The sequence below is a fragment of the Pseudomonas sp. 2,4-D genome, from assembly GCF_030418155.1.
In the GTDB taxonomy this organism is placed as follows: domain Bacteria; phylum Pseudomonadota; class Gammaproteobacteria; order Pseudomonadales; family Pseudomonadaceae; genus Aquipseudomonas; species Aquipseudomonas alloputida.
Genome location: NZ_JAUHUI010000017.1, coordinates 25173 through 45299 on the forward strand (window position 1 = coordinate 25173; position 20127 = coordinate 45299).

21 protein-coding genes are annotated in these 20127 nt (G+C 62.9%); 8 read left to right on the forward strand and 13 right to left on the reverse strand.

The features are described 5' to 3' along the window. Positions 1–7 precede the first annotated feature (7 nt). Positions 8–1723, reverse strand: coding sequence for a bifunctional isocitrate dehydrogenase kinase/phosphatase (gene aceK, locus QYE47_RS14205; RefSeq protein ID WP_070383565.1), 1716 nt, complete (start codon positions 1721–1723; stop codon positions 8–10). A 205-nt stretch (positions 1724–1928) separates the two neighbouring features. Here aceK and QYE47_RS14210 point away from each other — a divergent pair, with 205 nt between their 5' ends. Both QYE47_RS14210 and QYE47_RS14215 read left to right on the forward strand, forming a co-directional pair. Then, a complete protein-coding gene (locus QYE47_RS14210; protein ID WP_019436819.1) occupies positions 1929–2804 on the forward strand; it encodes a DMT family transporter in 876 nt (291 codons plus the stop codon). 13 nt (positions 2805–2817) lie between these two features. Further along, positions 2818–3276, forward strand: a complete 459-nt coding sequence (locus QYE47_RS14215; protein ID WP_019436818.1) for a DUF4265 domain-containing protein — start codon at positions 2818–2820, stop codon at positions 3274–3276. A gap of 3 nt (positions 3277–3279) precedes the next feature. Here QYE47_RS14215 and QYE47_RS14220 read toward each other — a convergent pair whose 3' ends face one another. From QYE47_RS14220 to cysK, 4 genes are all read right to left on the reverse strand, one after another. After that, complete coding sequence (locus QYE47_RS14220) at positions 3280–4161, reverse strand: DMT family transporter (RefSeq protein ID WP_070383564.1); 882 nt, start codon at positions 4159–4161, stop codon at positions 3280–3282. A gap of 116 nt (positions 4162–4277) precedes the next feature. Further along, on the reverse strand, positions 4278–4439 hold the full coding sequence (locus QYE47_RS14225; protein ID WP_154070663.1) for a hypothetical protein: 162 nt from the start codon (positions 4437–4439) through the stop codon (positions 4278–4280). Positions 4440–4595: 156 nt separating this feature from the next. Beyond that, positions 4596–5531: an aspartyl/asparaginyl beta-hydroxylase domain-containing protein gene (locus tag QYE47_RS14230; protein WP_014590045.1), complete on the reverse strand. Its 936-nt coding sequence runs from the start codon at positions 5529–5531 to the stop codon at positions 4596–4598. 173 nt (positions 5532–5704) lie between these two features. After that, entirely contained in the window at positions 5705–6679 is a 975-nt protein-coding gene (cysK, locus tag QYE47_RS14235; protein ID WP_070383563.1) for a cysteine synthase A, read from the reverse strand. Positions 6680–6812: 133 nt separating this feature from the next. On the opposite strand from cysK, the gene QYE47_RS14240 reads away from it, so the two are divergent. The 3 genes from QYE47_RS14240 to QYE47_RS14250 all read left to right on the forward strand — a co-directional run bounded on the left by QYE47_RS14240 (position 6813) and on the right by QYE47_RS14250 (position 10125). Then, positions 6813–7886, forward strand: coding sequence for a DUF748 domain-containing protein (locus QYE47_RS14240; RefSeq protein WP_070383562.1), 1074 nt, complete (start codon positions 6813–6815; stop codon positions 7884–7886). A 201-nt stretch (positions 7887–8087) separates the two neighbouring features. After that, entirely contained in the window at positions 8088–8933 is an 846-nt protein-coding gene (locus tag QYE47_RS14245; RefSeq protein ID WP_003254658.1) for a MoxR family ATPase, read from the forward strand. Positions 8934–8946: 13 nt separating this feature from the next. After that, positions 8947–10125 carry a VWA domain-containing protein gene (locus tag QYE47_RS14250; protein WP_010955243.1) on the forward strand — a complete coding sequence of 393 codons (1179 nt, stop codon included), beginning with the start codon at positions 8947–8949 and terminating at the stop codon, positions 10123–10125. Between the two features lie 66 nt (positions 10126–10191). On the opposite strand, the gene QYE47_RS14255 is transcribed toward QYE47_RS14250, so the two are convergent. Genes QYE47_RS14255 through QYE47_RS14270 form a run of 4 tightly spaced genes read right to left on the reverse strand, consistent with a single transcriptional unit; the run spans position 10192 to position 13864 of the window. Next, positions 10192–11109 (reverse strand): biotin-dependent carboxyltransferase family protein, encoded by a 918-nt coding sequence (locus QYE47_RS14255; protein WP_014590042.1) that lies wholly within the window; start codon positions 11107–11109, stop codon positions 10192–10194. Then, positions 11106–11792, reverse strand: coding sequence for a 5-oxoprolinase subunit PxpB (pxpB, locus tag QYE47_RS14260; protein WP_014590041.1), 687 nt, complete (start codon positions 11790–11792; stop codon positions 11106–11108). The genes QYE47_RS14255 and pxpB overlap by 4 nt, the downstream gene beginning before the upstream one ends. Further along, the gene (locus QYE47_RS14265) at positions 11792–12568 is read right to left on the reverse strand and encodes a 5-oxoprolinase subunit PxpA (RefSeq protein ID WP_019436814.1); all 777 of its coding nucleotides are present in this window, start codon (positions 12566–12568) and stop codon (positions 11792–11794) included. Before QYE47_RS14265 ends, pxpB begins: the two co-directional genes overlap by 1 nt. 9 nt (positions 12569–12577) lie before the next feature. Continuing rightward, positions 12578–13864 (reverse strand): MFS transporter, encoded by a 1287-nt coding sequence (locus QYE47_RS14270; protein WP_010955247.1) that lies wholly within the window; start codon positions 13862–13864, stop codon positions 12578–12580. A 130-nt stretch (positions 13865–13994) separates the two neighbouring features. On the opposite strand from QYE47_RS14270, the gene QYE47_RS14275 reads away from it, so the two are divergent. After that, on the forward strand, positions 13995–14906 hold the full coding sequence (locus QYE47_RS14275; RefSeq protein WP_041167130.1) for a LysR family transcriptional regulator: 912 nt from the start codon (positions 13995–13997) through the stop codon (positions 14904–14906). Positions 14907–15040: 134 nt separating this feature from the next. On the opposite strand, the gene QYE47_RS14280 is transcribed toward QYE47_RS14275, so the two are convergent. From QYE47_RS14280 to QYE47_RS14290, 3 genes are read right to left on the reverse strand one after another with little or no spacing between them, the layout of a single operon-like run. Further along, positions 15041–15562 carry a DUF2937 family protein gene (locus QYE47_RS14280; protein ID WP_014590038.1) on the reverse strand — a complete coding sequence of 174 codons (522 nt, stop codon included), beginning with the start codon at positions 15560–15562 and terminating at the stop codon, positions 15041–15043. Between the two features lie 9 nt (positions 15563–15571). Then, complete coding sequence (locus tag QYE47_RS14285) at positions 15572–16345, reverse strand: class II glutamine amidotransferase (protein ID WP_014590037.1); 774 nt, start codon at positions 16343–16345, stop codon at positions 15572–15574. A 14-nt stretch (positions 16346–16359) separates the two neighbouring features. Then, entirely contained in the window at positions 16360–16857 is a 498-nt protein-coding gene (locus tag QYE47_RS14290) for a hypothetical protein (RefSeq protein ID WP_019436812.1), read from the reverse strand. 199 nt (positions 16858–17056) lie between these two features. Between QYE47_RS14290 and QYE47_RS14295 the strand changes: the two genes are divergently transcribed. Further along, entirely contained in the window at positions 17057–19099 is a 2043-nt protein-coding gene (locus QYE47_RS14295) for a S9 family peptidase (protein WP_019436811.1), read from the forward strand. Positions 19100–19295: 196 nt separating this feature from the next. Here the strand turns inward: QYE47_RS14295 and QYE47_RS14300 are convergent, their stop codons facing one another. Continuing rightward, a complete protein-coding gene (locus QYE47_RS14300) occupies positions 19296–19574 on the reverse strand; it encodes a hypothetical protein (protein ID WP_019436810.1) in 279 nt (92 codons plus the stop codon). A 132-nt stretch (positions 19575–19706) separates the two neighbouring features. Between QYE47_RS14300 and QYE47_RS14305 the strand changes: the two genes are divergently transcribed. Beyond that, complete coding sequence (locus QYE47_RS14305) at positions 19707–20078, forward strand: YajD family HNH nuclease (RefSeq protein WP_003254676.1); 372 nt, start codon at positions 19707–19709, stop codon at positions 20076–20078. Positions 20079–20127 lie beyond the last annotated feature (49 nt).

The window sequence follows — 20127 nt, forward strand, 5'->3', positions numbered from 1 at the left end:
CGCTGACTCACCGGGCCTTGCGCCGATACGGAAACACATCGATCACTTTCCCTTCACTTATCGCCGCCTGCAGCCCCTTCCAGTAATCCGCGTCATACAGTTCCCCATGCAAGCGGCTGAACAACCGCCGCTGGCCCATATCGGCAAACAGAAACGGCGGAAACTCTTCGGGAAACACATCATGCGGCCCGATCGAGTACCACGGCTCGCCCGACATTTCGTCCTCCGGGTAACGCGGTGGCGGGATGTGGCGGAAATTCACCTCGGTCAGAAAGCTGATTTCGTCATAGTCGTAAAACACTACCCGGCCATGACGGGTCACACCAAAGTTCTTCAGCAACATGTCGCCGGGGAAGATGTTCGCCGCCGCCAACTGCTTGATGGCCAGGCCGTAGTCCTCCAGCGCCTCCAGCACCTGGCCCTCGGTGGCCTGCTCCAGGTACAGGTTCAACGGCGTCATGCGCCGCTCGGTCCAACAGTGGCGAATCAGCACCGTGTCGCCCTCCAGCGCCACCGTCGACGGTGCCACCTCCAGCAACTCGGCCAGGCAATCCGGCTCGAACTTGCTGCGCGGAAAGCGAAAATCGGCAAACTCCTGGGTGTCGGCCATACGCCCCACCCGGTCGACGCTCTTCACCAGCCGGTACTTGTCGATCACCGTGGCGCGGTCCACGGTTTTCGATGGCGAGAAGCGGTCCTTGATGATCTTGAACACCGTATTGAAGCCGGGCAAGGTGAACACGCTCATGACCATGCCCCGTACCCCTGGCGCCATGACAAAGCGGTCATCACTGCTGGCCAGGTGGTTGATCAGTGCGCGGTAGAACTCCGACTTGCCCTGCTTGTAGAACCCGATCGAGGTATACAGCTCGGCAATGTGCTTGCCCGGCAGGATGCGCTTGAGGAAATTGACGAACTCGGCGGGCACCGGGACATCGGCCATGAAGTAAGAGCGGGTGAACGAAAAGATGATCGACACCTCGGCCTCGTCGGTAATCAGCGCATCGGCCTCGATGCCGTGGCCCTCGCGGTGCAGCAAGGGAATCACCAACGGCCACTGCTCATCGCTGTTGTACAGGCGGCCGACCAGATAGGCCCCCTTGTTGCGGTAAAGCACGGGTACAAAAAGCTCCACGGCCAGCGCCGGGTCCTTGCACACCCAGTCGGGCAGGCATTCGCGCAGTTGTTCTTCCAGCCGCGCCAGGTCGCCTTCCAGGTCGCCATAAGGCATGTCGAACGGGTAATCGGCGAACACCGCACGCAGCAAGTTCCTGAGACTGCCGTCAAGCCGATAGGTGCGGGTTTGCGCGGCGCGCTCGCGGCCGCGCATGGAAGGCCGGGTAGTGTGGATGAACATGCAGCCGTCGCTGATCAGGTCATGGCTGAACAGGCTGCAAAACAGCGAGTTGTACCAGGTCTCTGCCAACTCGTCGTCCAGGCGGGGGTCAATCAGGTGGATATAGGCGTTTTTCACCAGAGGCCACTGTTCCACGTCCAGCAGCACCTCTGCGGCAAAGGCCTGGCGCAGCCAACCGTTGACTTCGGCGACTTTCTCTTCATAGAGATTGATGCGGGCAGCGGCGGCCTGCTGAATATCCTGCCAACGCGCCTGCTCGAAGCGCTGGCGAGCACCAAGGGTGATGCGCTGGAAATGATCGCGGTAGTCGTCGAAGCCGGCGAGGATCATCCGGGCGATTTCGACAGCGGGCCAGGGCTGGGACATGCGTGGTGCCTCGGAGCTGGGATTGAGTACAGAGCTTAGCCGCCCTTGGCTTCATGGGTTACTGCCATTGAAGGCCAGAGCTGTAGTTGCAGCTGCCTTGCCCAGAGCCCCGCAGCCCCAAGAGGAATTACACAGCAAGAAAGCACAAGAATCCCCCCGCCCCCTGGCGTACACTCGCGCCCCTGCCTTACCTCCGGAGACCGTTGTGAGCCCCATCGCCCTAGCCCGCCTGCTGACCCTTGCCGCCGTCTGGGGAGCGAGTTTCCTGTTCATGCGCATCATCGCCCCCGAACTGGGTACGGTGCCGACCGCGTTCTTCCGGGTCTCCATCGCCTGCCTGGGCCTGATCGTGATACTGGCCGCCGCCCGTGTGCGCTGGGACTTCCAGGGCAAGCTCGGCGCGTGCCTGGTGCTGGGCATGATCAACTCCGGCATCCCCGCCACCTTCTACTCGGTGGCGGCCCAGGTGCTGCCGGCCGGCTATTCGGCAATCTTCAACGCCACCACCCCGTTGATGGGCGTGCTGGTCGGCGTACTGTTCTTCCGCGAGCCAATGACCCTGGCCAAACTCTGCGGCATCTTCCTTGGCCTGTTCGGCGTCGGCATCCTTAGCGGCGCCGGCCCGGTGGCACTGGACATGGCCCTGCTGCAAGGCGCCCTCGCCTGCCTGGCGGCCACCACCTGCTACGGCTTTGCCGGGTTCCTCGCCCGCCGCTGGATCAGTGGCCTGGACAGCCGTCTTTCCGCGCTGGGCAGCATGCTCGGCGCAACGCTCATGCTGACCCCGCTGTTCGGCTGGAGCGCACTCACCCAACCACCCGCCAGCTGGGGGGGCTGGGAGGTGTGGTTGTCGTTGCTGGGGCTGGGTTTGCTGTGCACCGCCTTTGCCTACATCCTGTACTTCCGCCTACTGGCCGAGATCGGACCGGTCAAAGCCAGTACCGTGACCTTCCTGATCCCGGTATTCGGCGTATTGTGGGGGGCATGGCTGCTGGATGAGCCGTTGTCGATGGCGCACCTATACGGCGGCCTGCTGATTGGCCTGGCCTTGTGGCTGGTGCTGCGCCCGGCGCGCAGCTGAAGCGGAGTACGGCATGAACAGCGCGTACAAAAAGGTCCTGTTCCGCCTGGAACAGGACGAGAACGGCTACCCACCGGCCTCGGTCGAGGGCCTGTGGGCCAAGGCTGTGGAAGGCGGCTATGCCATCGACAACATACCCTTCCATGTCTATGGCATCGCCCCGGGCGACGTGATCGACACTCGCGAGGAAGCAGGCGAAACCTGGTTCGCAGAACTGCGCCACAGCAGCGGCAGCTCGGTGTTCCGGGTGGTCGTCAAACCACCGGAAACCCTCGACCAGGTACGCGCAGCATTGCTGGATTTCGGCTGCGCCTGTGAAACCGAACAAGCAGTGAAGATGTTGGCGGTCGAGGTCCCGCCGCAACGCTCGCTCGATACCCTGCTCTACTACCTGCTCACCCAGCGCGAAGCCGGCCTGCTGGACTTCGAGGAAGGCGTGTTGCGCCACGCCATCCCCGAAGAGTTCCGCTAGGGCCTACGCTTCCGCCAGGCCCGCGGCGGGCTTGCGAAACACGAACAGCAGCCCTACCACGATCAGCCCCATGCCCAGCAGGCTGAGCGGTGCCAGGCGGTTACCGAAGATCAGCAAGTCCATCACCGCAGTCACTGCCGGCACCAGGTAGAACAGGCTGGTGACATTGACCAGGTTGCCCTTGGCGATCAGCCGGTACAGCAGCAAGGTTGCCAGCAGCGAGACCACCAGGCCCATCCACAGCAGCGCACCGACGAAGCTGCCGGTCCACTCGACATGAAGCGGTTGCAGAGGTGCGAACAGCGCGCACATGGCAAAGCCGGCCAGGTACTGCAGCGGCAGTGTGCCCATGGGGTTGTCGGTAATGCGCTTCTGCAGGATCGAGCCAAAGGTCATGCTGACCAGCGCCAGCAGGGCGAACAGCATGCCCGCCAGCGATACCCCGCCCAGGTTGATGCCCTGGTAGACCACCATGATCAAGCCGCCCAACCCCAAACCCAGGCCGAACAAACGGCTCCAGGAGCGCTGGCGTTCCATCAGCACCACGGTGAGGATCGGTTGTACCCCCATCACCGTGGCCATGACACCGGGGGTGACATGGGTATCAAGCGCCAACAGATAAAAGATCTGATAGGCACCGAGCAGCACACACCCTGTACCAAGGGCGCGCAGAATGCTCCCGCGAGTACGCGGCCAGCGCAGCCCTAGCAACGGGCCGATCAGCAACAGGCCAGCCAGGGCCAGCGCCGAGCGCAACAGCAGGAAGGCGAACGGGCTGGCATGCGCCAGGCCGAGCTTGGAGACGATCGCCCCGCTGCTCCACAGCAGGACGAACAGGCAGGTAGTGGCCGCAGAGGCCACGGACGTTTTGGTAAAGACAGACATGAATTGCCACCTGATAGTAGGCAGATAAGCCAAACGGACGGCGTGCGCTTCAACGTGAGCAGTGGCCGACCGTGTTCAGTAGGTTGCGCGTGTGAAGGGGTACGGCAAGAAGCCGATCAGCCCAGCACGACCACGCAATGAGGCGGAGCTACGCCGCCTACGACGCCACTGACAGGTGGTGGGGAGTGACAGATCATGACCGGCTGCTGGCTACCACGCACGACCATGCCCGCGACTGGCGCGATGGCAAAGCGTGTGGTGGAAGGGATGGCGGGCATGACAGGGTTCTTTGCAGAAGTGAATGTTCTGGAATATAGCGAGTGATTCTTCGCAGCACAACCCCGCTTCCACGCGCGCGCCCTCGTCCTTGAAGGATGAGGCGCACAGGTGGCAGCGGGCTGGCCCCGCAAAGATGCCGGTTAGACCAGAAAAAATCAGAACAACCAGCGATACAACAGATACGCCACCACCACCGCCAGTACCGGCCGCAGCACGCGGTAAGCCTTGGGGTTGGCGCGCTTGAACTGCTTCACGTGGTTGCTGATCCTGTTGCTGAAGCGCTTGCTCCAGGCGTACGCCTGGTTGATCCCGCCCACGCGCTCGTCGTCGGTGTTCTGCGGCGCGGTGGCGCGGCCGAGGAAGGCACTGACCTTACGGTTGATGCGCGTCATCAGCGGGCTACTCAGCGGGCGCTCGATGTCGCAGAACAGGATCACGCGGGTAACGTCGGTTTCGTTCTTGACCCAGTGCACGTAGGTTTCGTCGAACATCACGTCTTCGCCATCACGCCAGGCGTACTGCTCACCGTCCACGTAGATGCGGCATGCGTCGGAGTTGGGCGTGGACAGCCCCAGGTGATAACGCAGCGAGCCTGCGAACGGGTCGCGGTGCGGGTTCAGGTGGCTGCCGCCGGGCAGCAGGGCAAACATTGCGCCCTTGACATTGGGGATGCGGCTGACCAGCTCGACAGTGCGCGGGCACAGGGTTTGCGCCGAAGGCAGAGGTTTGTCGTACCACTTCAGGTAAAAGCGCTTCCAGCCCTTCTTGAAGAACGAACCGAAGCCGGCGTCGTTATCTTTCTCAGCGGCACGGATATAGCCTTCGTCGAACAGGCGCATGGCCTCTTCGCGGATTTCCTGCCAGTTGTCCTTCAATACGTCCAGCTCGGGGAAGCGCTGGCGATCCAGGTAGGGCTTGGACGGCACGCCGGAAAACAGGTACATCAACGCGTTGTAGGGGGCGAACAGCGCCGAATGGTTGACGAACTGGCGCAACACCGGCAAGCGGGCCTTGCCACGCAAGTGCACGAACAGCACGCTGCCGAAAAACACCAGCAAGACACCCGCCTTGGCTGCAAAGGAAAAGGTCATGCTTTCACTCCTTGAGGAAGAGTCAGGGCTGCGCTGCCTGCTCTCCAGAAAATCATCCTGCCATCATAAACCGATCCCGCCGCGGTAAAAACAACCCGGGCGGGATCGCATTCATGAAGATTTTGCAATAAACCAGGCCGCCGATTGTTGCGCCGGATCAGCGGCAAGGCCGATTACTGCTGGTTTTCCTGCTCGCTGAACATGTCGCTGAACAGCATGCTCGACAAATATCGCTCGCCCGAATCGGGCAGGATTACGACGATGGTCTTACCCTGCATTTCCGGTTTTTCGGCCAGGCGCACAGCTGCCGCCATTGCCGCACCGCAGGAAATACCACAAAGGATGCCCTCTTCCTGCATCAGGCGAATCGCCATGGCCTTGGACTCTTCGTCGGTCACCGTCACCACTTGGTCGACGATCGACAGGTCGAGGTTTTTCGGCACGAAGCCAGCGCCGATGCCCTGGATTTTGTGCGGGCTGGGCTTGAGTTCTTCGCCGGCCAGGGTCTGGCTGATCAGCGGCGATGCCACAGGCTCCACTGCCACCGACAGGATGGCCTTGCCCTGGGTATGTTTGATGTAACGCGACACGCCAGTAATGGTACCGCCAGTGCCGACGCCCGCCACCAGCACGTCGATGGTGCCGTCCGTGTCGTTCCAGATCTCAGGGCCGGTGGTTTTCTCGTGAATGGCCGGGTTGGCCGGGTTTTCGAACTGGCCCGGCAGGAAGTACTGCTCCGGGTCGGAGGCAACGATTTCGTTGGCCTTCTCGATGGCGCCCTTCATGCCCTTGGCCGGATCGGTCAATACCAGCTCGGCGCCTAGTGCCTTCAGCACCTTGCGGCGCTCCAGGCTCATCGAGGCAGGCATGGTCAGCATCAGCTTGTAGCCGCGGGCGGCGGCGACGAAAGCCAGGCCGATACCGGTGTTGCCCGAGGTGGGCTCGACGATGGTCATGCCCGGTTTGAGCTTGCCGCTGCTCTCGGCGTCCCAGACCATGTTCGCGCCAATGCGGCATTTGACCGAGTACCCGGGGTTGCGCCCTTCGATCTTGGCCAGAATGGTCACACCGCGCGGGGCGATGCGGTTGATCTGCACCAGCGGCGTGTTACCGATGGAGTGGGCGTTGTCTGCAAAGATACGGCTCATGGCAGGGGTCCTTGGCATGAAAAAGCAGGGAAATGCCTCAAGGGTAAGCCTGCGGGGGTGGCCCGTAAAGCCTGTTCGAACTCAGCCCGGCACGTTGCGGTCAACCGCACATCCCGCCCTTGGAGACAGCCTCATGAAAGCCCGCTATCGCTGGCCGCTGGTCGGCATGGCCAGCCTGATCGTGCTGCTGGTGGCGCTGCACCTGGCCCTGCCCTACCTGGTGCGCGACTACCTCAACGACAAGCTGGCCGACATGGGTGACTACCGCGGCCAGGTAGCCGACGTGGACCTGGCCTGGTGGCGCGGTGCCTATCAGATAAACGGGCTGAAAATCGTCAAGACCACCGGCAAGGTGCCCGTACCGTTTCTCGACGCACCACTGATCGACCTCTCGGTGAGCTGGCATTCGTTGTGGTACGACAAGGCAGTGGTGGCGGAGGTGACCTTCGTGCATCCCGAGCTGAATTTTGTCGACGGTGGTAGCAAACAGGCGTCGCAGACCGGCCAAGGGACCGACTGGCGCCAGCAGCTGGAAAAACTCCTGCCCATCACCCTCAACGAAGTGCGTATCGACAATGGTGTGCTGACGTTCCGCAACTTCAATTCCAAGCCACCGGTCGACCTCAAGGCCACCCGGTTGAACGCCAGCATCCGCAACCTGACCAACGTGCGCGACCAGCAAGGCCGTCGCGATGCAAGTTTCGAGGGTACGGCGCTCATCGCGGGGGATGCGAAGGTAGAAAGCCGTGCCACCTTCGACCCTTTCAGTGATTTCGACGACTTCGAATTCAGGCTTCGCGCCACCGGCATCGAGCTGCGCAAACTGAATGACTTTGCCAGCGCCTACGGCAAATTCGACTTCAATGCTGGGCACGGTGACGTGGTCATCGAGGCCCAGGCAGAAAACGGCCGGCTGAACGGCTACATAAAACCGCTGCTGCGCGATGTCGACGTGTTCGACTGGCAACAGGACGTCGAGGAAAAGGACAAGGGTTTCTTCCGCTCGGTGTGGGAGGCACTGGTGGGTGCGACCGAGACGGTGCTGAAGAACCAGCCGAAAAACCAGTTCGCCACTCGGGTGGAACTCAGCGGCAGTGTGCGCAAGCAGGATGTCAGTGCCTTCGAGGCATTCTTGCAGATCCTGCGCAACGGGTTTGTCCAGGCATTCAATGCGCGCTATGAGCGACCAGCCCCGAAGTCTGACTGAGACAGCGTGACGGGGCATTCAGGGACTGAATACCCGGTCTGCGTTTGCAGCCGCCTGGCCCCGCGTTATAGTCGGAAACAAATCCAGATTATGTGCTGCCTGTTCGGGCCTCTTCGCGGGTAAACCCGCTCCTACAACCTAATTAGGCGCGGGTTTACCCGCGAAGAGGCCCGCAAAGCCCTAAACAGAGGACAACCCCCCATGAAGTTCGAAGGCACCCGCGACTACGTCGCCACAGACGACCTGAAACTGGCGGTAAACGCGGCCATTACCCTCGAACGCCCGCTGTTGGTCAAGGGCGAACCGGGCACCGGCAAAACCATGCTCGCCGAGCAGTTGGCGGCCTCGTTCGGGGCGCGCCTGATCACCTGGCACATCAAATCCACCACCAAGGCCCACCAGGGGCTCTATGAGTACGACGCGGTCAGCCGCCTGCGCGACTCGCAGCTGGGCGTGGACAAGGTGCACGATGTGCGCAACTACCTGAAAAAGGGCAAGCTCTGGGAGGCCTTCGAGGCCGACGAGCGGGTCATCCTGCTGATCGACGAAATCGACAAGGCCGATATCGAATTCCCCAACGACCTGCTGCAAGAACTCGACAAGATGGAGTTCTACGTCTACGAAATCGACGAGACCATCAAGGCCAAACAGCGTCCGATCATCATCATTACCTCGAACAACGAAAAAGAGCTGCCGGACGCCTTCCTGCGCCGCTGCTTCTTCCACTACATCGCCTTCCCCGACCGCACTACCCTGCAGCAGATTGTCGACGTGCACTACCCGAACATCAGCCAGTCGCTGGTCAGCGAGGCGCTGGATGTGTTCTTCGACGTGCGCAAGGTGCCGGGCCTGAAGAAAAAGCCGTCCACCTCCGAGCTGGTCGACTGGCTCAAGCTGCTGATGGCCGACAACATCGGTGAAGCGGTGCTGCGCGAACGCGATCCGACCAAGGCCATCCCGCCGCTGGCCGGTGCGCTGGTAAAAAACGAGCAGGATGTACAACTGCTCGAGCGCCTGGCCTTCATGAGCCGGCGCGGCAACCGCTGACAGGAGCAGGGCCATGCTGCTCAATCTGTTCAATGAGATGCGTGCGGCCAAGGTGCCGGTTTCGGTGCGTGAACTGCTCGACCTGCACCAGGCCTTGCAAAAGCGCGTGGTGTTCGCCGACATGGACGAGTTCTACTACCTCGCCCGCGCCATCCTGGTGAAGGATGAACGCCACTTCGACAAGTTCGACCGTGCCTTCGCAGCCTATTTCAAGGGCCTGGAAAACCTTGACCGGCACATTGAGGCACTGATCCCAGAAGACTGGCTGCGCAAGGAATTCGAGCGCTCGCTGACCGATGAAGAACGCGCGCAGATCCAGTCGCTCGGCGGCCTGGACAAGCTTATCGAGGCCTTCAAGCAGCGCCTCGAAGAGCAGAAGGAACGCCACGCTGGCGGCAACAAGTGGATTGGTACCGGCGGCACCAGCCCATTCGGCTCGGGCGGCTTCAACCCCGAGGGCATCCGCGTTGGTGAGGCCGGCAAGCGCCAGGGCAAGGCGGTAAAAGTCTGGGACCAACGCGAGTACAAGAACCTCGACGACCAGGTCGAGCTTGGCACCCGCAACATCAAGCTGGCCCTGCGCCGGCTGCGCAAGTTCGCCCGCGAAGGCGCCGCCGAAGAGCTGGACATCGACGGCACCATCGACCACACCGCGCGTGATGCCGGGTTGCTGAACATCCAGATGCGCCCCGAGCGGCGCAACACCGTGAAGCTGCTGTTGCTGTTCGACATTGGCGGTTCGATGGATGCCCACGTCAAAGTCTGCGAAGAGCTGTTCTCGGCCTGCAAGACCGAGTTCAAGCACCTGGAGTATTACTATTTCCACAATTGCGTTTATGAGTCGGTGTGGAAGAACAACCTGCGCCGCACGTCCGAACGTTTTTCCACCTTCGACCTGCTGCACAAGTACGGCGATGACTACAAGGTGGTGTTCGTCGGTGACGCGGCCATGGCGCCCTACGAGATCACCCAGCCGGGTGGCAGCGTGGAGCACTGGAACGAAGAAGCCGGGTATGTGTGGATCCAGCGTTTCATGGAAAAGTTCAGGAAGGTCATCTGGATCAACCCGTACCCCAAGCAGGCCTGGGAGTACACCGCCTCGACCCATCTGGTGCGCGACCTGATCGAGGACAAGATGTATCCGCTGACCCTGCAAGGGTTGGAGGACGGGATGCGCTACCTGTCCAAGTAACATCGCCGTCAAGGCATGCACAGCACGTGTGTAGGAGCGGGTTCACCCGCGAAGAGGCCGCCCGCTCTACCGCCAACGGTTCAGGTAATCCTGCTGCTCTCGCCAGGCCTCGTCCTGCACCACCGCCCTGAACCGCACCACCGCCCCCGGCATGCACTGCGCCAGTTGCGCCAGCGCCAGCGGCGTCAGCGCGCCCAGCCGCGGGTACCCACCAATGGTCTGCCGGTCATTGAGCAATACGATCGGCTGCCCGTCCGGCGGCACCTGTACCGCCCCCAGCGGGATCCCTTCGGAGATCATCGGCGCGCCTTGGTACACCAGCTGCGGCCCTAACAACCGGATGCCCATGCGGTCGGCCCGGCTGTCCAGCGTCCACTCCCGGTTGAATGCCTCGAACAAGCTGGTACCGCTGAATTCACCGATCTGCGCGCCCATCACCAGGTCCAGCACCGGCTTTTGGGCGAACTGCGGGCACAACGCTTGCGGCACTTCGCGCAGGGGGGCATTGCCACCGGTAAAAGCCAATGCCTGGTGTTTAGCCAGCGCAGCACCCTGGCCATCGATGCCACCCAGTGCTTCACGTACCACGGTGGCACAGCTGCCCAGTACATCCTCGCCCAGAAATCCACCCGGTGCCGCCAAATACGCCCGCACACCGACTTTGGGCTGCTTCAGGGTCAAGCGCTGCCCCTTGGCCAGGGCAAAGCTGCGCCATGGCGCCAGGGGCTGATCATCGACACACGCATCCAGGTCGGCACCGGCCAGGGCCAGCACGCAATCCTGTTCGGCCACCACGCAAAAACCACCCAGCGCCACCTCGACCACCGGCGCCCCCAACGGGTTGCCCAGCAGCCAGTTGGCCCAGTGCATCGCCACCCAGTCCAGCGCCCCGCCCTGGGTCACGCCAAGGTGGCGCACGCCAAAGCGCCCGGCATCCTGTAACTGGCACAACGGCGTACTGGCCTCGATCATCAACTGCTTCATCCCTGCGCCTCCACATCACCACCCATGGCCAGGAATTCGCTGCGCGAAACCGGCACGAAGCGCACACGGTCACCGGGTTGCAAGAGGCTGTAACCCTCACGTTCACGGTCGAACAACCGCACCGGGGTGCGCCCGATCAGGTTCCAGCCACCCGGCGATACTGCCGGGTAGGCCGCCGTCTGGCGCTCGGCAATACCCACGCTGCCCGCCGCCACGCGCTTGCGCGGGGTACTCAGACGAGGGCTGGCCAGGCGCTCGTCGACCAGGCCCATGAAGCCGAAACCAGGCGCGAAGCCCAGGGCAAACACCGGGTAATCACGTTCACCGTGCAAGCGAACAATCTCGGCTTCACTCAAGCCGCTGCGTGCCGCCAGCACAGGCAGCTCGGGGCCGACACTGACGTCATACCACACCGGGATCTCGTGTCGGCGGCCGCCACTGCCGGTGTCAGGCTGCAAGCCCTCCAGCGCCTGAGCGATTCGCGCCCTGGCTTCGCCTGGCGGCAGGGCAGACTGCACCATCAGCGTGGTATAGGACGGCACCAGGTCCAGCAAATGCTCGCCGAACGCCGCGCTCAAGCACCGGCTGGCGGCGAGCATCCATGGCATGTTGGCCTCATCGATACGGTCGAACAGGCGTACCATCAGGCTGTCGATGGCGACCACTTCGATTCGCGGCTTCATCACACCTCCAGCCCATCGAGGGCTTGGCGAATCTGCCGCACCGCCGCCACCGAACTGTCGTTGTCGCCATGCACGCAGAGGGTGCTGGCGGCAAGCTGCAAGGCACTGCCATCGTCAGCCAATAGCGTTTCGCCTCGGGCCAGACGCACCGCCTGCTCCACCACCCGCGCCGGGTCGTGATGCACCGCACCCGGCAGGCGCCGCGACAGCAGATGGCCGCTGGCGGTGTATGCGCGGTCTGCGAACGCCTCGAACCACAGCGGCACGCCGATTTCATCGCCCAGTGCCTGGGCGGCACGGTTGTCGGCGGTGGCCATCAGCATCAATGGCAGGTTGCTGTCATAGGCCGCTACGGCCTCCAGCACGGTACGCAACTTGAGCGGGTCGGCCATCATGTCGTTGTACAGCGCGCCATGCGGCTTCACATAGGCCACGCGACCACCCAGCACTTTGCAGATGCCATCCAGCGCACCGATCTGATAATGCAGCAGGTCACGGACTTCTTCCGGGCTGCAGGCCATGGAGCGGCGGCCGAAGCCGACCAGGTCCGGGTAGGCCGGATGAGCGCCAATAGTCACCCCGTGCTCCAGCGCCAGGGCCACGGTGCGGCGCATGATGCCGGGGTCGCCGGCGTGGTAGCCGCAGGCGATGTTGGCGCAATCGATGTAAGGCATGACCTCGGCATCCAGGCCCATGCGCCAGCTGCCAAAACTCTCGCCCATGTCGCAATTGAGTAGCAGGCGTTCCACCACGCAGTCTCCCTTGTCGTTGTGCATATGCCTACCTTACCGCGCCTGCAGCTGTTTGCCGCGTGTTTCCGGCAAGCTCAAGGCCGCCACGATCACAATGCCGTAGGACACCGCAGAAAACACGCCGATGCCCAAACCCAGCGGAACGTTCTGGCCGAGCATGCCAATCATCAACGGAAACAGCGCGGCAATGACCTTGCCGATGTTGTAACAGAAGCCCTGCCCCGAACCCCGAATGCGCGTGGGGAACAGTTCGGTCAGAAACGCCCCCATGCCGCTGAAGATGCCCGAGGCGAAGAAGCCCAACGGGAGGCCCAGCCACAGCATCACGCCATCGCTGACCGGCATCTGCGTGTACAACAGCACAATGACGAAAGAGCCCACGGCGAACAGGATGAAGTTCTTCTTGCGCCCCAGCAGGTCGGACAGATAAGCACTGACCACATAGCCCATGTACGAGCCGACGATCACCATGGCCAGATAGCCACCCGTGCCCAGCACACTCAGGCCGCGTTCGTTCTTCAGGAAGGTTGGCAGCCACGAGGTGATGGCGTAGTAACCGCCGAGCGCGCCGGTGGTCAGCAGGGATGCCCGCACGGTGGTCCAGAGCATGCCCGGGGCGAAGATTTCGTAGAAGCGCGAAGGTGCCTCGGCGTTTTCCACTGCCTTGGCCTTACGATAGACCTCAGGGTCCTTGACCAGGCGGCGAACGAAGATCACGAAGATTGCCGGTACCAGCCCCAGCAGGAACAACGCACGCCAGGCCTGCTCTGCCGGCAGCCAGGAGAACAGCAGCGCATAGAGGATGGCCGTGAGGCCCCAGCCGATTGCCCAGCCGGACTGCACCATGCCCACCGCCTTGCCGCGGTCCTGGGCGCGGATCACCTCGCCGATCAACACTGCACCGGCGGTCCACTCGCCACCGAAGCCAAAGCCCATCAGGGTTCGGGCAATCAGCAATTGCTCGTAGTTCTGAGCGAAGCCACACAGGAAGGTGAAGAAGGCGAACCACAACACCGTCAGTTGCAGGGTACGCACCCGGCCGATGCGGTCGGAGAGGATACCGGCCACCCAGCCTCCTACAGCCGAGGCGATCAGCGTGCTGGTGTGGATCAACCCGGCTTCAGTGGTGGTGATACCCCACAGCATGATCAGCGTAGGGATGACGAAACTGAGCATCTGTGTGTCCATGCCGTCCAGGCCATAGCCAATCTTGCAACTCCAGAAGGTACGTCGTTGCTGTTTGTCGATGTCGCGGTACCAGGCGAAAGGCCCGGACGAAGGGAGGGTACTGACCTGCTGCTGCACGCCGGTGGGGTTCATGGATGCCTCGGCTTGTTGGTATTGTTTTATGGGCGACATGAAGCGTCGCGGCCTGGACGCCATTGTTCAGAGGCCGCCTCGCCTGCGTCCAACGAAAAAAACCGCCGGTCTGGAACAAGAAAAACTGATCATGAACCTTCGCTTCCTCGAAACCTTCGTCTGGGTCGCCCGGCTCAAGAGCTTCCGCCTGACGGCAGAAAAGCTGTTCACCACCCAGGCTTCGGTATCCAGCCGCATTGCCGCACTGGAGGCCGACCTGGGCGTGAAACTGCTGCTGCGCGACTCCCGCGGCGTCAGCCTGACCCCGGAAGGCGGCAAGGTGCTGGAATACGCCGAACGCATGCTGGAAACCGCCAAGGCCATGAAGCAGTCGCTGGACAGCGACCGGGCCAAGGTCGGGCGCATTCGCATCGGGGTGATGGATACTGTGATCCACACCTGGATGAGCGCGCTGGTGGCGGAGCTGACCGAGCGCTACCCGCAGGTGGAAATCGAACTGGTGGCCGACACCGCGCTGAACTTGCGCGAGCAGCTGCAGAAGGGCTTTCTGGACGTGATTTTGCAGACCGACTTGCTGCGCGAGCAATCGATCCGCAGCCTAGACCTGGCGCGCTACCCAATGGGCTGGGTGGTGGCCGCAGGCGCCCACCAGCACCGGGACTATGCGTCGCTGGCCGAACTTGGGCGCGAGCGCATCATCACCTTCTCGAAGAATTCACGGCCGCACCAGGAGGTGCTGAGCTTGCTGCAGGCTGCGGGGGCAGAGTCACCACGGTTGAATTGTGTGAACTCGGTGGCGGCGATTACCCGGCTGTTGCGCGACGGCTTTGGCATTGGCGCGCTACCGCCGGCGCTGGTGGATGCCGAGTTGGGCCGGGGCGAGCTGGTGCTGCTGGAAGGGTTGCAGCCGCCGCCGAGCCTTGAGCTGGTGGTGGCGTGGCAGACCGGGGTGGCGTTGGTCGATGAGGTGGTTGGGGTTTGCCGGCAGGTGTTGGAGCGGTATGCGCGGGATGTGGGGGGGCAGCGGATTGTGCTGGTCTGACCAACAGTCTTTGCCTGTACCGGCCCTTTCGCGGGCTCGCCCGCTCCCACAGGATCATCACAGGCCTGGCGGGCCAGGTTGTACCTGGGGGAGCGGGCAAGCCCGCGAAAGGGCCGGTACAGGTACAGCAGAACTTAGCGCCAGCTCTCTTTCACCACCCTGCGCCGCCCGCCCAGGATCAGCCAGCCAATCCCCAACAACAGGCTTTCGACCACAAAGGCCAGCACAAAACCGGCACCCACACCCCAGCCAATCGCCTCGGGCACCAGCAGAATCTGGTAGCTGTAGCCATTGAGGGTTTCTTCACGTAACTGCGGGTCGGCCTGTACCAGCACATGCCAGGTACGCTCGGCCCATGACCCTTGCAGCACCTGCCATTCGTTTTCCAGCAATTCGTTGCGGATCATCAGGCTTTCGATGCTGTTGGCGTCACTGTTGAACACCGGATCGTCGCTGCTGCGGTAGTGCTGCAGCAGCGCCTGCAAGTCGCCCTTGAAAAAGCGCTCGGCCGTTTGCCGGAACCCATCGAGCGCCTCGCGCGATTCGAACAGGTGCGCCTCGACCCGCAGGCTATAGTCCTTGACCAGCCCCGGGACCTGGATACCGGCCAGCAGGCCGAAGGTGAACAACAGCAATCGCAGGTAACTTCTGAACATGCAGCGTCCTTAGCTCTGGCCGTGCGCCACGCACTCTCCGTGCCGCCACAGGGCCCACTGACCCGGCGCGTAGCGGTGCCAGGTCTCGTTCTCGGTCAGGGCCTCGGTGGCAATCACCGTGACCACGTCGTTGGGGGTGGTTTCGGTATGAAAATCGACGATCAGGTCGACATCCTTCAACCGTGCGGCACCGAATGGCGCACGGCGGGTAATGTGCACCAGCTTGGTCGAGCAAAAGCAGAACAGCCAGTCGCCATCGCTGAGCATGCAGTTGAACACGCCCTGACCACGGTAGCCGGCACAGGCATCGACCAGCACTGGCAGCAGCTGTTCCACCGGCACCGGTTCGGGGAAGGCGCTGCGGATGCGGTTGAGCAGGTCGCAGAAGGCCGCTTCGCTGTCGGTGTCGCCCACTGGCCGGTAGAAACTGGCCAGGCCCTTGAAGTCACCCAACTGGCCGTTGTGCGCGAAGCACCAGTTGCGGCCCCACATTTCCCGCACGAACGGGTGGGTATTGGACAGGCACACCCTGCCGACGTTGGCCTGACGGATATGACCGATCACCACTTCGCTTTTGATCGGGTAGCGCTGCACGAGGTTGGCCACTTCCGACTCGCTGCTCGCGGCCGGGTCCTGGAACAGGCGCAGGCCGCGGCCTTCGTAAAAGCCAATCCCCCAGCCGTCACGGTGCGGGCCGGTACGCCCGCCCCGCTGCATCAGGCCGGTGAAGCTGAAAACGATGTCGGTAGGGACGTTGGCACTCATGCCCAGCAGTTCGCACATAGGCGTGTCTCCGTTTACAGACGAGGCTCGACCCGGCCTGTGCCACGCGCAGCGGCTGGCGGCAAGTCGTCACGGTAACGGTCGCTACGCTCGGCAGCCAGCGGCGCCTGGGTGCCGAGCTGGTCATCCTCGGCCCGCTGACGCCTGGCGGCGGCTTCGGCCTGCTCACGGCGTGCGTGCGCGCGCTTTTCCAGCGGCCAGCGCAGCAGCACGAAGAGGAAGTAAAGGCCGAAGGCGATCATGCCGTACATGGCGAAGTCGGACACAGCGCGCCAGGCGTTGTTGCCGACCTTGAAAGCGACATCCAGCGCAGTGATGGCGATTGCAGGGGCGAAGCTGTCCTTGACCGGGTCGACGATGGTCGGGGTCAGCAGCAGCACCGCCAGCACCACCCGTAGCGGTTCGCGCAGCCAGCGCCACATCCAGCCGGTGAGCTTGAAGCCCACCAGCAGGCACCCTAAGGCGGCTACTGCGTACAAGCCCCAGGCGAAGGTGTAGTCGTTCTCGGTCATGGTGTTCGTGCAAGCCAGGCAAAGAGATGCCTATGATAAACACTTTTCCGGGCGCAGACAGTGTTTGCCTGTGCCGGCCTCTTCGCGGGTAAACCCGCTCCTACACGATCTGCGACGGACTTGGGAACGGTGCGACCCTGTAGGAGCGGGTTTACCCGCGAAGAGGCCGGCACAGGCAACGCCAATCAAGAGACCTTCAATGCCAACCAAGCCCCAACCCCCGATTGCCCAAGCCGACCAGGCCACCGACCCGTATGCCTGGCTGCAACAGCGCGATACCCCCGAGGTACTCGCTTACCTGCAAGCTGAAAACGCCTACCAGGAAGCCTGCCTGGCCGACCAGGCACCGTTGCGTGAGCGACTGTTCGAAGAAATCAAGGGCCGCATCCTGGAGACCGACCTGTCATTGCCGGCGCCTTGGGGCCCCTACCTGTACTACACCCGTACCACCGCCGGTGACGAATACCCGCGTCACTACCGCTGCCCACGTCCGGCCGACGACTCGAACACCGTCGATGAAAGCCAGGAGCAACTGCTGCTCGACCCCAACGTCCTGGCCAACGGCGGCTTCCTCTCCCTCGGCGCGTTCAACATCAGCCCTGACCACCGCCTGCTGGCCTACAGCCTCGACACCAGCGGCGACGAAATCTATACCCTGTACGTCAAAGACCTGACCAGTGGCCGTGTCACTACCCTGCCCTTCGACGACTGCGACGGTAGCCTGACCTGGGCCAACGACAGCCAGACGCTATTCTTCGCAGAACTGGACGACACCCACCGCCCATGGCGCCTGCGTCGCCACACCTTGGGCACAGACGCCGCACACACCGTGTTCGAAGAGCCGGACGGGCGTTTCTTTCTGCACTGCTACCGCACCAGTTCCGAGCGCCAGCTGGTGCTGCTGCTGAACAGCAAGACCACCAGTGAGGCCTGGGTACTGGACGCCGAAACCCCGCAGGCGCCGTTCACCTGCCTGGCGCCGCGCGTCGAAGGCCACGAATACTTCCCCGACCACGGCCAACTCGACGGCCAGTGGCGCTGGTTCATCCGCACCAACCAGGATGGCATCAACTTCGCCCTGTACCACGCACCAGTCGCGCCAGTGCCAAGCCGCGAACAGTGGCAGGTGCTGGTGGCGCACCGCGATGCGGTCATGCTCGAAGGCCTCAGCCTGAACACCGGCGCCCTCACCCTGAGCCTGCGCGAAGGCGGCCTGCCGATCATCGAAGTACGCCCGCAGGGCTTGCCGGCCTACCGCGTCGACTTGCCAGACGCCGCCTACAACCTTTACGTGCAGGACAGCCTGGAATTTGCCAGCACTCGCATACGCTTGCGCTACGAAGCACTCAACCGCCCGGCCCAGGTGCGCCAGCTGGCGTTGCCCACGGGCGCCCAGGTGGTGCTCAAGCAAACCCCGGTGCTGGGTGCATTCGATGCCGATGACTATGTCAGTGAGCGCCTGTGGGCAACCGCAGCGGACGGCACCCAGGTGCCGATCAGCCTGGTACGCCGCCGCCAGGACCTGGGCAAGACGGTGCCACTGTACCTGTACGGCTATGGCGCCTATGGCGAAAGCCTCGACCCCTGGTTCTCACATGCGCGCCTGAGCCTGCTGGAGCGCGGCGTGGCCTTCGCCATCGCCCACGTGCGTGGTGGTGGCGAACTGGGGGAGGCCTGGTACCGTGCCGGCAAGCAGGAGCACAAGCACAACACGTTCAGCGACTTCATCGCCTGCGCCGAGCACCTGATCAGCCAGGGCGTGACTGCCGCCGACCGCCTGGCCATCAGTGGTGGCAGCGCCGGCGGCCTGCTGATCGGCGCGGTGCTCAACCTGCGCCCTGAGCTGTTCCGCTGCGCCATTGCCGAAGTGCCATTCGTCGACGTGCTCAACACCATGCTCGACCCGGAGCTGCCGCTGACCGTGACCGAGTACGACGAATGGGGCAACCCTGAGGAGCCGGAGGTGTATGAACGGATCAAGGCTTATGCGCCGTACGAGAATCTGAAAGCGCAGGCCTACCCGGCGATGCTGGTGGTGGCGGGCTACAACGACAGCCGCGTGCAGTATTGGGAGGCAGCCAAATGGGTGGCGAAGTTGCGCACACTCAAGACTGACAACAACCTGCTGCTGCTCAAGACCGAGATGGGGGCTGGGCATGGCGGGATGAGCGGGCGGTACCAAGGGTTGAAGGATGTGGCCCTGGAGTATGCGTTCGTATTTGGCGAGCTGGGTATCCTTTGAGAGAGCTGGGGGCGCGTTGCGCCCCTTTCGCGACACAAGGCCGCTCCCACAAGACAGTGGACTACACCCCAGATGTTGGACATCTGTCCATCTTCTGGGGTGCAGTCCACAGCGCGGAATCCAGTCCAACCTGTGGGAGCGGCCTTGCGTCGCGATGGGCTGCAAAGCAGCCCCAAACGCCCCCAGCTACCGCCCGTCAATCATCCTCCACAACCGGCTTCGGCGGGTCCTGCCGCAACCCGGGCAATGGCTGATCCTTCGGCGGGCCGGGCACTGGCATCGGCGGCAACAAGGGCGCCCCCGGCTGGCTGTCATAAGCCTTGGGCGGCGTACTCGGGGTAATCTGCGGGTATGGCGTAGGCGTCGGCGTACCGGGCGCGGCGGGTACTGGCGGCGTGAGCCTGGGTGGCGGGCTGGCAGCTTCTGCCAGGGGCAGGCCAGCCATCACCAGAGCGGCGAGGATCGCGTGAAACATCAGCAACCTCCTGTCGGGAACCTTTCTACAGGCTACGCCTAAATCAACGCTTTCGCCTGTCCGCCGGACCTGCAAGCGCGCTAGACTCAATGGCATAACCGTCACCTGCCTGATCAGAACAAAGGAAACACCATGAGCTCCACCTCTTCTGCCGCCGCTACCGCGCGCCTCGACCGCATCCTGGCCGATGCCAAGCGCGACAAGGAAATGGGCTACCGCGACAAGGCCCTGAGAATGTACCCGCACGTGTGCGGTCGCTGCGCCCGCGAGTTCGCTGGCAAGCGCCTGAGCGAGCTGACCGTGCATCACCGTGACCACAACCACGACAACAATCCTCAGGACGGCTCCAACTGGGAGCTGCTGTGCCTGTACTGCCACGACAACGAACACTCGCGCTACACCGACCAGCAGTACTTCAGTGAAGGCTCCACCAGCACCCCGAGCATTGCCAAGGCTACGCACAACCCGTTTGCCGGGCTGGCGGGCATGCTGAAGAAAGACTGACCATCGATTCGCCCCCCGCTGCTACCGGGCAGCCCGTATAATCGCGCTT

Excerpts from the sequence above, each read along its gene's own strand:
- QYE47_RS14265 (WP_019436814.1), bottom strand. The coding sequence starts at position 12,568 with ATGCACAACGACAAGGGAGACTGCGTGGTGGAACGCCTGCTACTCAAT.
- pxpB (WP_014590041.1), bottom strand. The coding sequence starts at position 11,792 with ATGAAGCCGCGAATCGAAGTGGTCGCCATCGACAGCCTGATGGTACGC.
- aceK (WP_070383565.1), bottom strand. The coding sequence starts at position 1,723 with ATGTCCCAGCCCTGGCCCGCTGTCGAAATCGCCCGGATGATCCTCGCC.
- QYE47_RS14300 (WP_019436810.1), bottom strand. The coding sequence starts at position 19,574 with ATGTTTCACGCGATCCTCGCCGCTCTGGTGATGGCTGGCCTGCCCCTG.
- QYE47_RS14280 (WP_014590038.1), bottom strand. The coding sequence starts at position 15,562 with ATGTTCAGAAGTTACCTGCGATTGCTGTTGTTCACCTTCGGCCTGCTG.
- QYE47_RS14215 (WP_019436818.1), top strand. The coding sequence starts at position 2,818 with ATGAACAGCGCGTACAAAAAGGTCCTGTTCCGCCTGGAACAGGACGAG.
- QYE47_RS14245 (WP_003254658.1), top strand. The coding sequence starts at position 8,088 with ATGAAGTTCGAAGGCACCCGCGACTACGTCGCCACAGACGACCTGAAA.
- QYE47_RS14220 (WP_070383564.1), bottom strand. The coding sequence starts at position 4,161 with ATGTCTGTCTTTACCAAAACGTCCGTGGCCTCTGCGGCCACTACCTGC.
- cysK (WP_070383563.1), bottom strand. The coding sequence starts at position 6,679 with ATGAGCCGTATCTTTGCAGACAACGCCCACTCCATCGGTAACACGCCG.
- QYE47_RS14305 (WP_003254676.1), top strand. The coding sequence starts at position 19,707 with ATGAGCTCCACCTCTTCTGCCGCCGCTACCGCGCGCCTCGACCGCATC.
- QYE47_RS14275 (WP_041167130.1), top strand. The coding sequence starts at position 13,995 with ATGAACCTTCGCTTCCTCGAAACCTTCGTCTGGGTCGCCCGGCTCAAG.
- QYE47_RS14270 (WP_010955247.1), bottom strand. The coding sequence starts at position 13,864 with ATGAACCCCACCGGCGTGCAGCAGCAGGTCAGTACCCTCCCTTCGTCC.
- QYE47_RS14250 (WP_010955243.1), top strand. The coding sequence starts at position 8,947 with ATGCTGCTCAATCTGTTCAATGAGATGCGTGCGGCCAAGGTGCCGGTT.
- QYE47_RS14240 (WP_070383562.1), top strand. The coding sequence starts at position 6,813 with ATGAAAGCCCGCTATCGCTGGCCGCTGGTCGGCATGGCCAGCCTGATC.
- QYE47_RS14255 (WP_014590042.1), bottom strand. The coding sequence starts at position 11,109 with ATGAAGCAGTTGATGATCGAGGCCAGTACGCCGTTGTGCCAGTTACAG.
- QYE47_RS14230 (WP_014590045.1), bottom strand. The coding sequence starts at position 5,531 with ATGACCTTTTCCTTTGCAGCCAAGGCGGGTGTCTTGCTGGTGTTTTTC.
- QYE47_RS14225 (WP_154070663.1), bottom strand. The coding sequence starts at position 4,439 with ATGCCCGCCATCCCTTCCACCACACGCTTTGCCATCGCGCCAGTCGCG.
- QYE47_RS14285 (WP_014590037.1), bottom strand. The coding sequence starts at position 16,345 with ATGTGCGAACTGCTGGGCATGAGTGCCAACGTCCCTACCGACATCGTT.
- QYE47_RS14290 (WP_019436812.1), bottom strand. The coding sequence starts at position 16,857 with ATGACCGAGAACGACTACACCTTCGCCTGGGGCTTGTACGCAGTAGCC.
- QYE47_RS14295 (WP_019436811.1), top strand. The coding sequence starts at position 17,057 with ATGCCAACCAAGCCCCAACCCCCGATTGCCCAAGCCGACCAGGCCACC.